The sequence below is a fragment of the Faecalibacillus sp. H12 genome, assembly GCF_013361255.1.
Taxonomy (GTDB): Bacteria; Bacillota_I; Bacilli_A; order Erysipelotrichales; family Coprobacillaceae; genus Faecalibacillus; species Faecalibacillus intestinalis.
Genome location: NZ_JABWDK010000001.1, coordinates 527,149 through 537,524 on the forward strand (window position 1 = coordinate 527,149; position 10,376 = coordinate 537,524).

11 protein-coding genes are annotated in these 10,376 nt (G+C 29.5%); 2 read left to right on the plus strand and 9 right to left on the minus strand.

Annotated features, from left to right (window positions below; all coding sequences use genetic code 11):
- Positions 1 to 23: 23 nt before the first annotated feature.
- From HUU89_RS02980 to HUU89_RS02995, 4 genes are all read right to left on the minus strand, one after another.
- Positions 24 to 629 carry an L-2-amino-thiazoline-4-carboxylic acid hydrolase gene (locus HUU89_RS02980; RefSeq protein ID WP_175300947.1) on the minus strand — a complete coding sequence of 202 codons (606 nt, stop codon included), beginning with the start codon at positions 627 to 629 and terminating at the stop codon, positions 24 to 26.
- A 129-nt stretch (positions 630 to 758) separates the two neighbouring features.
- On the minus strand, positions 759 to 1,631 hold the full coding sequence (locus HUU89_RS02985) for a class I SAM-dependent methyltransferase (protein ID WP_175300948.1): 873 nt from the start codon (positions 1,629 to 1,631) through the stop codon (positions 759 to 761).
- Between the two features lie 125 nt (positions 1,632 to 1,756).
- On the minus strand, positions 1,757 to 2,296 hold the full coding sequence (locus HUU89_RS02990) for a nitroreductase family protein (RefSeq protein WP_175300949.1): 540 nt from the start codon (positions 2,294 to 2,296) through the stop codon (positions 1,757 to 1,759).
- Positions 2,297 to 2,306: 10 nt separating this feature from the next.
- Entirely contained in the window at positions 2,307 to 3,395 is a 1,089-nt protein-coding gene (locus tag HUU89_RS02995; protein ID WP_175300950.1) for a CapA family protein, read from the minus strand.
- Between the two features lie 69 nt (positions 3,396 to 3,464).
- Between HUU89_RS02995 and HUU89_RS03000 the strand changes: the two genes are divergently transcribed.
- The gene (locus tag HUU89_RS03000) at positions 3,465 to 3,914 is read left to right on the plus strand and encodes a GNAT family N-acetyltransferase (RefSeq protein ID WP_119363463.1); all 450 of its coding nucleotides are present in this window, start codon (positions 3,465 to 3,467) and stop codon (positions 3,912 to 3,914) included.
- 9 nt (positions 3,915 to 3,923) lie between these two features.
- Here HUU89_RS03000 and HUU89_RS03005 read toward each other — a convergent pair whose 3' ends face one another.
- Complete coding sequence (locus tag HUU89_RS03005; protein ID WP_119363464.1) at positions 3,924 to 4,832, minus strand: LysR family transcriptional regulator; 909 nt, start codon at positions 4,830 to 4,832, stop codon at positions 3,924 to 3,926.
- 527 nt (positions 4,833 to 5,359) lie between these two features.
- On the opposite strand from HUU89_RS03005, the gene HUU89_RS03010 reads away from it, so the two are divergent.
- Positions 5,360 to 6,697 (plus strand): MATE family efflux transporter, encoded by a 1,338-nt coding sequence (locus HUU89_RS03010; protein WP_175300951.1) that lies wholly within the window; start codon positions 5,360 to 5,362, stop codon positions 6,695 to 6,697.
- A gap of 27 nt (positions 6,698 to 6,724) precedes the next feature.
- Here the strand turns inward: HUU89_RS03010 and HUU89_RS03015 are convergent, their stop codons facing one another.
- From HUU89_RS03015 to HUU89_RS03030, 4 genes are all read right to left on the minus strand, one after another.
- Positions 6,725 to 7,396 carry a GTP pyrophosphokinase family protein gene (locus HUU89_RS03015; RefSeq protein WP_032090161.1) on the minus strand — a complete coding sequence of 224 codons (672 nt, stop codon included), beginning with the start codon at positions 7,394 to 7,396 and terminating at the stop codon, positions 6,725 to 6,727.
- An 85-nt stretch (positions 7,397 to 7,481) separates the two neighbouring features.
- A complete protein-coding gene (locus HUU89_RS03020; protein ID WP_175300952.1) occupies positions 7,482 to 8,894 on the minus strand; it encodes a glycoside hydrolase family 1 protein in 1,413 nt (470 codons plus the stop codon).
- 64 nt (positions 8,895 to 8,958) lie between these two features.
- Positions 8,959 to 9,501, minus strand: coding sequence for a GNAT family N-acetyltransferase (locus HUU89_RS03025; protein ID WP_052010871.1), 543 nt, complete (start codon positions 9,499 to 9,501; stop codon positions 8,959 to 8,961).
- 9 nt (positions 9,502 to 9,510) lie between these two features.
- Positions 9,511 to 10,230, minus strand: coding sequence for a putative ABC transporter permease (locus tag HUU89_RS03030; RefSeq protein ID WP_032090163.1), 720 nt, complete (start codon positions 10,228 to 10,230; stop codon positions 9,511 to 9,513).
- Positions 10,231 to 10,376: the final 146 nt, after the last annotated feature.

A 10,376-nucleotide genomic window follows, 5' to 3' on the forward strand; every position in this document is an offset into this window, starting at 1 on the left:
TCAATCCTCCCACCCCCTCAATTTTATTTATATTTACTATATCTAAAATCACAATAGCCTGCACCTTCAGCAATTGTCTTTGTTCTTACTAATTTCATATGCATAATATCCGCTAATACATAATCCATTTGACATAAATAAGCGGCAAGATGGGGGCATCCTTCATCTTGACAAAGTTTACATATTCCACATTCATGATAATCATATCCTAAATCATATTCATCATTACCTGGTAAAATATCAACGACCCAATCATTTTCATAAATGTGTTCATGACTTTCTTTTGACCATTGTAGTCTCCCTGCCATTTTCTTAGAATCTAAATAACTCTCAGCATCTCCCATAACTTTATGAAATAATTTAGAGGCATAAAGTCCATCACGAAATATTTCATAATTTTCTTTTGGCGGTTTCCCTGTGCTTCGATTCATTGCAATAAAATAACTTCCCATAATATATGAACTTAATAATCTTGAATTTCCAATATCTTTTGCACGTTGAATAATTTTATAATGCTCTTCACCTATTTTTCTTGCAACATCTTTCGGAAAGCCTCTTCTTTTCAATTCAGCTTTTACCACATGATGATAAAAATGGTAGATTATTTTTACATTTAATATTTCTTTCATTTTCTTCATTCCTTTCAATACTTTTATATCAGTTAAATTATAATTCTATTTTAGCACAAAAAAAGAAAAACTAAGAAACCTTCATACCTCTTATATTTTTCTATTTTACTGTTTCAAAACAATAGTGTTTTATTTTTCAACCACACAATAACAAACACCTTCAGGTGCTTTTATGGAATCATCTTTATAATAGACATTATAATTAGATATGTATTTTTCTGTTACTGTTTGATGATTTTCATGTTGAATAATTGTGAGATGACATTGATTTAATATCTCTTTAAGTTCAGCAAAACTGTATTTTGCTTTCATTGATTCATCAGCTTCTTTTGCCAACATTTCATTGATTTTTGTTTCTTTACTTTCTTGAATACTTGGGTAGTCAAAAACAAGATGACTTCCTTTTAAGAGATATTTAGATAATTGTTTTAACATCTTTTTAAATTCATCTTTTGTAAGATAATAGCTTAGTCCTAACATACTACTGATTGAAAGCTGGTCTTCTTGATAATCACTTTGTAATAAAGTATTAATCCAATTATCTTGACTTAAATCAATTGATAAGAATTGAATATTTTCAATATCAACATCTTTACATCTTTGTCTTTTATCTTCAATTACTTCTTTTTTATCAATTTCAAAAACATGCATTTGATTTTGATAATAATATGCAAACGAATCATAACCCGATGCAAAATCTAAATATTGTTGACATCCCTTTTCTTTCATCTCTTCAATCGCTTCTTTACAAAAAGCACTTCTTACTAAAACAGAAGGTGATAGTTGATGATCAACAATCCATTTTAAAGCTTCTTCTTTACTTCCTTTAAAAGTGGGATTAAAAAATGAAATTCCCTGTGACATATTTAACCCAATCATTTCATACTCTTTTTCTGTAATTAATTTTGTTGAAAGAAGATCATCAAAAATTTTAATATCCTTATTTTTTTGATGATATGCTCTTGCAAACAAACTTACTAATGCTGTCATATTTTGTTCCATAAAATTACCTCCATATATTTAATACAAGACTTTTACAGAAATGACTAGTCTTGAAAAAAAGCCCATTTTGTGGTAATATAAAGGTAGAAAAAAGAAAGAAATGAGAAAAAATTTCCCATTTCTTTTTATTTAGAGTTCTTAAAACCATTAAACCAAGCACGCTCATCAAATGATTTCTTTTTTGTTTTTATAATATTTTTCTCTTTTGGAATGCCAATTGGCAAAAAGCATACCAATTCATAATCATCTGGTACATTTAATATATGTGCCATTTTTTTACCGATTTGATCTTCATCAGTAATATGCCCTTCATACCAACAGCTTTGATATCCTAAAGCAATGATTGCTAGGAACATATTTTCAATCGCTGCTGAATAATCCTGTATGGCAAAACATTTATCACGATATGCATAGATACGTTGAGTGAGAACACAAATGGCAGCAGGAGCACTTTGTCCTATTGGCGGATCTATAACATTGAGTAATTGTTTTAAAATATGTGGATCATCAATCGCAATAAAACTTGTTGTTTGTTTATTACATCCAGAAGGAGCGTCGATTCCTGCTTGCATTATTTTGATAAGATCCTCTCTTTTTACTGGAACTGCTTGATATTCTCCACGAAAACTATGTCTACTATGAATTAATTCTAGAAAAGTATTCATTTTTACCCTCTTAATAACTATATTTCTTAATCTTTTCCATGACTCTACTTGCTTGTTCATCTTTTAAAATATAAGGTTGATAATCGTTTCTTCCTCTTGATGAAGTTAAAGAACATGGAATAATTTGTACTTGATATCCTGTTTGTGTCGTTCCTTTAAAAGAATAAGAGAGTTGATAAATCATTGTGTCTGTATCACTTGGATTACGATTACCACCAAAACAGAAATTACCTAATGAATAAATAATAGGCTTTCCATTATACGTTTCTGTTCCTTGAACAACATGAGGATGTGAACCAATGACAGCATCTGCTCCAGCATCAATGGTAAACTTAGCCAGTGATCTTTGATCTTCATTAGCTTGATATTGTCTTTCAATACCCCAATGATAATAAACAAAAACAAGTTGGCATTGTTCCTCATTTTTTAAATGATTGATCGCATTTTGAATTTTTTGATGACCACTTTCATTATTCATAGATACCGAAAGTGAACGATAACCAAGGAATCCACACTTGATGCCTTTGATTTCTTTTATATAAGAATCATCATAACCAAAATGACCAATAGAAGCTTCATCTAAATATTTTTTTGTATCTTGAAGACCTGCTTCATAATAATCTTCACTATGATTATTGGCGAGGGTAACTGCTTCTACTGATGAAGAAGTCAATATTTTTGTATATTCAGGAGCTCCACTAAAAGGAAATTCTTTTTCAAGATGATTACTTGCTGTTGTAAGAGGTCCTTCTAGATTAACAACTGTCAAATCATCTTTTTCAAAGACTTCTTTTACTTTCTTTAAAAAATATGTAGGATCACTTCCTTGTCTTTTATATTCTTGATTAAACGATCCATCATAGGCTTGTCCGGCATAGTTTCCAAGTGTACAATCTCCAGCAAAAGAAATAGTAAAATTCACTTCAGCTTCTTCTTTCTTTTTCTCTTCTTTTTGTACTGTTTTTTCTTGTACATTTTTAGGTGTTTCTTTTTTTGTAGATTGATTTACATTATTAAAAAGAAAAACACCTAAAGAAATAATAAGTACAGCTATTATAATAACAAATGCTACTTTTTTCTTATTTAATTTATGATTCATGAAATTCACCTCAACTTATTTTAACATATTCTAAAATATGTTAAAATACCTCTATTGGAGGAATAAAACATGATTGAAGAAATTATTGAAAATAAATTAGATTATGCATCTTTATTATGCGAAAGTGATCCTAATATTAATCTTGTTGAAAATTATTTAAGAGATGGAAGATTATTTGCTTACTTTGAAAAACAAACACCTCTTGCTTTTATTGCTGTTAAAGAAATCAATGATACTACCCTTGAAATTAAAAACTTACTTACTTTAGAAAATAATCGAGGACGTGGATATGGAAAATCCTTACTTCAATATATTGAAAATCTTTATCAAAACAAAACAACTTTTTTAATTGGTACCGCCAATAGTTCAATGACAAACATGCTTATTTATACAAAGCTTGGTTATCATTATAGTCATAAAATTGAAAACTTTTTCATTGATTATTATCCTCAAGAAATCTATGAAAACAACATGCAAGCAACAGATCTTCTTTACTTTAGCAAAACACGTGCAAACTAAAAGGATTCCTTACGAATCCTTTTTTGTATACTCTTTTAAAATATCAATATAAAGTTGTCCAAAACGACTTAGAATAGCTTTATTATGTGTAATATATCCTATTTCCATAAAATCATTCACATCTAAAGGAACCGCAATGATATCTTTTCCATTAAGCTGTTTATTAATGACTCCACTACAAATTGTATAGCCATTAAGACCTATTAATAAATTAAAGAGTGTTGCACGATCACATACTTTAATTTCTTTTTGGCTTTCTAAAGTACTCAGTATTTCCTCAGAAAAGTAAAAAGAATTATGTTCTCCTTGTTCATAAGATAAACGTGGATATTCTTTTAAATCCTCTAAAGATACTTTATTTTTATTTGCGAGGGGATTATCTTTTCCAAGAAAAACATGAGGTTTTGCGATAAATAGACGATGAAATGTTAAGTCATTTTCTTTCAACGTTTTCTTTAAAACAACTTCATTAAATGAATTAAGATAAAGAACCCCAATTTCACTTTTAAGTTTGGCAACATCTTCAATAATTTCATAAGTTTGTGTTTCTCGAATCCTGAAATCATATTCCTTCCCACCATATTCTTTAATCAAAGAAACAAAAGCTTCTACGGCAAAAGAATAATGTTGCGTTGAGATACAAAATTCATGTTTAATATTATGATCCTGTAAATACTTTTCTTCAATCAAGTTTGTTTGTTCAATCACTTGTCTTGCATAACCTAAAAATTCTTCTCCCTGTCTTGATAAAATAACTCCTTTATTGGTACGAATAAAAATCGTAATACCTAATTCTTTTTCTAATTCTTTGATTGCATTTGTTAAACTTGGTTGTGATATATATAAACGTTTAGCAGCCTCTGAAAGTGTTCCTACTTGAGAAACTGTAATAACGTATCTTAATTGTGCTAATGTCATATTCTTCTCCTTTTTCTTTGTCATTATATCATAGCTTAACAAAAATAAAATTATTAAGATTTTATAAATCGACATTATTTTTATAGAATCGTTGTTAAAATGAAATCAATAAGGGAAGAGTCTCACAATCTGTGTGATGATATCAACAAACGCGAATAGTTTTTCTATTCTGGTACATCTTAAAGACAAGACTCGTTAAGGATTTCATCTTTAATGAGTTTTGTCTTTTTTTATTCAAAGGAGGAACCGTGATGTTTTATCAAAAAAGTAGTCAAGATATCTTAAAAGAATGTGAAAGTTCTTTAGAAGGATTATATGATTTTCAAGTAAAAAAACATAGTGCAAAGTATTGAAAAAGTATCCCTTTTTCAAATGATTCCGATTTATATTTTTTCTCTTCTTTCCTTTTTCCTTATTCAAGTAAAAAAATGTTTTCTATAAAATAGAGGATACTTTTTTCATAATTTAAAAATCTTTCACTCCTTTTCTATGCTATAATAAGAAAACAGGATTTAGGGAGGGATTAGATGGAAAAAGATTTAACACATGGAAATACATTAAAACTGATTATTTCATTTTGTATTCCTTTAATTGGGGGAGCTATTTTCCAACAACTTTATAACGTCGTTGACACAATGATTGTAGGAAGATTTGTCGGCGTAGATGCTCTTGCTGCTGTTGGTTCAACTGGTTCATTAAACTTTTTAATTATTGGATTTGTTTTAGGACTTGCTGCTGGTTTTGGGATTCCTATTGCGCAAGCTTTTGGTGCTAGAGAAGAAAAAAGAATGCTTCAAACCATTATGAATGCATTTTACTTATGTATCTTCTTTTCAATTGTACTTACTGTCTTAACACATTTTACAACGGAAACATTACTTCAATGGATGCAAACACCTGCTAATATTTTTAAACAATCTTATGATTATATTTCAATTATTTTTTATGGTTTAACATGTACCATTGCTTATAACTTTTTAGCAAGTGTTTCACGTGCTTTAGGGGATAGTAAAACACCTCTTATTTTCTTAATTATATCATCATTACTTAATGTTGTTTTAGATTTATCAATGATTATTAATTTTCATATGGGTGTTCGAGGTGCTGCCCTTGCCACAGTGATTGCCCAAGGAATTTCAGCTGTTTTATGTTTTATTTATATGGCTAAAAAATATCCTAATTTAAGATTTGATCATCATGCACGTTCTATAAGTTTTCCAATTATCAAAAAACTTATTAATATTGCCGTCCCAATGGCTTTACAATATTCAATTACGGCTGTAGGTGCTGTTATCTTACAAAGTGCCGTTAATACTTTAGGTTCAGCAAAAGTTGCTGCTATTGCTGCTGCCCAAAAATTATCGATGTTCTTTACACAACCAATGGATATGATGGGTTCTACAATGGCTACCTTCTCTGGACAAAATTTAGGTGCTGGAAAGATAGAGCGTATTTTTAAAGGAATTAAAGAATCTATGCTCCTTGTTATTGGTTATGGTATCGTTGCTTGTATCTTTATGATTTTCTTTGGAAAATACCTTTCATTATTATTTGTTGCCGGTAATGAAACAAGCGTTATTAATGATGCTCAACAATTCTTGATTTGCAATAGTATTTTCTATTTTGTTTTAGGTATTCTATTTGTTTCAAGAAACACCATTCAAGGTTTAGGAAAATCCGCACTTACGATGCTTGCTGGGGGTGCTGAATTAGTGGCAAGAGCTTTTGTTGCCTTTGCCCTCGTTGGTAAGTTTGGTTATAATGCCATTTGTTTTGCCAATCCTATTGCTTGGTTTGCTGCTATCATTATTTTGATTCCAACACTAGTTATTTTGATGAACAAATTAAAAAAAGAACATAGTTAAAAGATATCGCAATTGCGATATCTTTTTTTACACACGTTTTTTATTTAAACGATTATGGATATTTTGCATTTTTAAATCAAGTTCAGAAATTGTTTTTGCACATTCTTGTAATTCTTCTTTAATATCTTCAGGAACATTATTATCTGTTTTATATTTAAGTTTATGTTCCAAAGAAGCCCAGAAATCCATCGCAATTGTACGAAGCTGTACTTCAACATGAATTGGTTTAGATCCTTCTGATAAGAAAATTGGTACTTCTAAAACAAGATGTAAAGACATATAACCACTTTCTTTTGGATTTGCAATATAATCTTTTACTTCAACTAAACGGATATCATCTTGATCTGTAAGTAATTGTGCTACCTTATAAACATCATCTACATAATTACAAATAACACGAACTCCCGCAATATCATGAATATTTTCTTCTAACGAACGTTCTGTTACAGGAATATCTTTATTAATAGCTTTTTTTAAAATACTTTCTGGCGATTTTAAACGAGATTCGATATGATGAATCGGATTATGATCATGTTTTACTTTAAATTCTGCATCTAATATTTCTAATTTTGTACGAATTTCTTTAATTCCTGCTTCATAAATTTGTTGCATTTTCATTAATTCTGAGACATTTTCATATAAAGTAGTTTTTGCTATTTGATTCACAACATTTTGTTTAATTTTTTGACTTGGTTTCATTTTAACACCTCATCTCTATTAAAGCCTAAAAAAATGAACTTGTCATTAACAAAAGAAAAATCTTTAAAGATTTTTCTTTAAAGATTTAATCACTAAGGTCTTCTCCATTAGAAGCAATAACTTTTTTATACCAATAGAATGAATCTTTTCTATAACGATCTAATGTTTTTAAATCAAATTCATCTCGATCTACATAAATAAATCCATAACGTTTAACCATACCTTCATGAGTAGAAATTAAATCAATTGCTGACCATGGGCAATATCCCATCATTTCTGCACCATCAGTAATCGCTAATTGAATTTGTTCAATATGTTTTCTTAAATATTCAATTCTGTATTGATCATGAATTTTTCCATCTTCAGTTAATTTATCATAAGCACCTAACCCATTTTCTGTAACAATCATTGGTAAACGATATCTTGAATACATTTCACGAATAGTTGCTCTAAAACCAAATGGATCAATTTCCCAACCAAAATCAGTATGAGGAAGATTTGGATTGGCAGCTCCTAGATAAACACCTTCTTCCATACGTGTTTTTTGTTGATCATGTCCAAATGTTTCTTCTTGGTTTTCATCACACCAAGCAACAGTTGCTGTTGAATAATAGTTGAAACCAATGAAATCTGGATGCCCATTTTTTAGAATTTCCATATCTCCTTCTTCGATATGAGGAGTTGCATTTCTTTTTTCCATAAAAGCCCATGCAAGATGATTATATTCTCCATAAACAGCCATATCTAAGTAAAGCCAGTTACGAATCGCATTTAAGTTTTGAGCAGCTAATTGATCTTCAGGCTTACAACTTGCTGGATAAGCAAGAGAAATATTTGGTGCTGGTCCAATTTTTCCACCTTCTACCATTTCATGGCATAAAGCCATTGCTTTTGCTTGTGCTACTAACATATGATGATTTTGTTGGTAAAGAGATTTATATTTTTCTGGTCCTGTAAGGGTTGTTGTTCCAATAATATCTCCTGATAAAATTAAAACGTTTTGTTCATTGATCGTAAGCCAGTATTTAACACGATCACCAAAATTTTCATACATCACTTTAGCAAAATTAACAAACCAATCAATAGATTCACGTTTTTCCCAGCCACCTCTTTCTTCTAAGGCTTGTGGCATATCGAAGTGGAACATTGTTACTAATGGAATAATATTATATTTTAAACATTCATTAATAACATTATTGTAGAAATCAATTCCTTCTTGATTTACTTCACCTGTTCCTTGAGGTAAAATTCTTGACCATGAAATAGAAAAACGATAAACTTTAAAGCCCATTTCAGCCATTAAAGCAATATCTTCTTTATAACGATGATAAAAATCAGCGCATACTGTTAAATCAGATGTCCCTTCTGGTACTTTTTTGACATCTTGAACCGAAGGACCCTTTCCATGTGATAAGTTAGCTCCTTCTACTTGATAAGCAGATGTACTTGCTCCCCAAAGAAAGTCTTTAGGAAATGGTTTTAATTTTTTATGTAACATTCTTTCTTCCTCCTAGCATTACCTTTATTATACTCTTAAAGCAAAAAAACATCCATATGGATGTTTAGTCAATCAATTCATCAGCCTGGTAATCTCTAAATTTATGATAAACAGGTCCGGCATAAGCAACCATCAATTCGTCATAAACTTTACTTGATAATTTTTTTCCTACATAAAGCATTTCATATTTAACATCTTTTTCTACATATTTAAAGCCCATTTCTTGAAGTCCATTTCTTAAATAAAAGTTTTTACGATGAACACGTTGTTTGTAGTTATCATATTTTTCATCTACTTCTTCAATACATAACATAATGGTATGAGGATATCTCTTTTTCAACATTTGTAAAACACTACTTCCATAGCCATGACCTCTTTGAAGTTCATCAATAGCAAGATACAAAACATAGGATAAATTTTGATAGGTAATGACATACGTTAACCCAACCCATTTATTTTGATCATAGATTGATAAAAATTCTCCTTTACCTTTATTGTGTTTTTCTATAAGAGCTTTCCATGGTGCTCTTTCATCTTCAGGAAAAGCACTGTAATAAAGTTGACTTACTTGTTCAATATCATTTTCACTTATTTTCTTTAATTCCATACAATTCTCCTATTTATAGTATTTATCAAAATACGCTTTTAATGATTTTTTGATTGAAATATGATCCAATTTCATAGAGAAAACAAAACGTTCTTTTTCTTTAAATTCATTTCTTAACTCACCGATATGTTTTCTAAACGCTTCATATTGGACAATAATATCGTTTTCTTTCGCAAATTTTTGGATATTGTTTAAAATGTTTAAAGAATATCCAACATCAATTAAAAAGACACCATAAAATAAACCTACAAAGAATGAAAACCAAAGATTTCCGGCAAGCCATTCAATTGAATGAATGATATTAGGATGAATTAAAAAATAATAAATCGCACTTAATAAATACCAAAAGAAAGTAAACTTAGGACAAATGATTCCTTGAATATTAAACTTTTCATCACTATAATCCCAAAGCTTTACATGCATTCCTTTGATAAAAATAAGTCCTGCAAAATATTCAATTAAAGTAACCGATAAAGCCATTAGTAAAAAAAGTACCGTCTTTCTTAAATACACTCCATGAATAAATGAAACATTAATATGTGCCAGTAAATAAACGACACATAAACTAAAACCATAAAGTGGTAAATAAGGTCCTACTAAAAAACCAGGATTGATCCATTTTCTTGAAGGATTTGCTTTGGAAAAAAAGCGACGAAAAATAAGTTCTAAAAGCCATCCAGCTAAACTTCCTATAAAAAATATAAACGCTAAAATCAACCATTCTTTCATAAAATCACCTATTTCATTTTATTAAATAATATAGTAATTAGAATACTTTAAACAACCTAAAAAATCAAGTTAAAAAAATAAGGCTTCCGCCTTATAATGTACAAATCATTACTGTCATTGTTCCATCAAAATCAACTTCTTTTTGA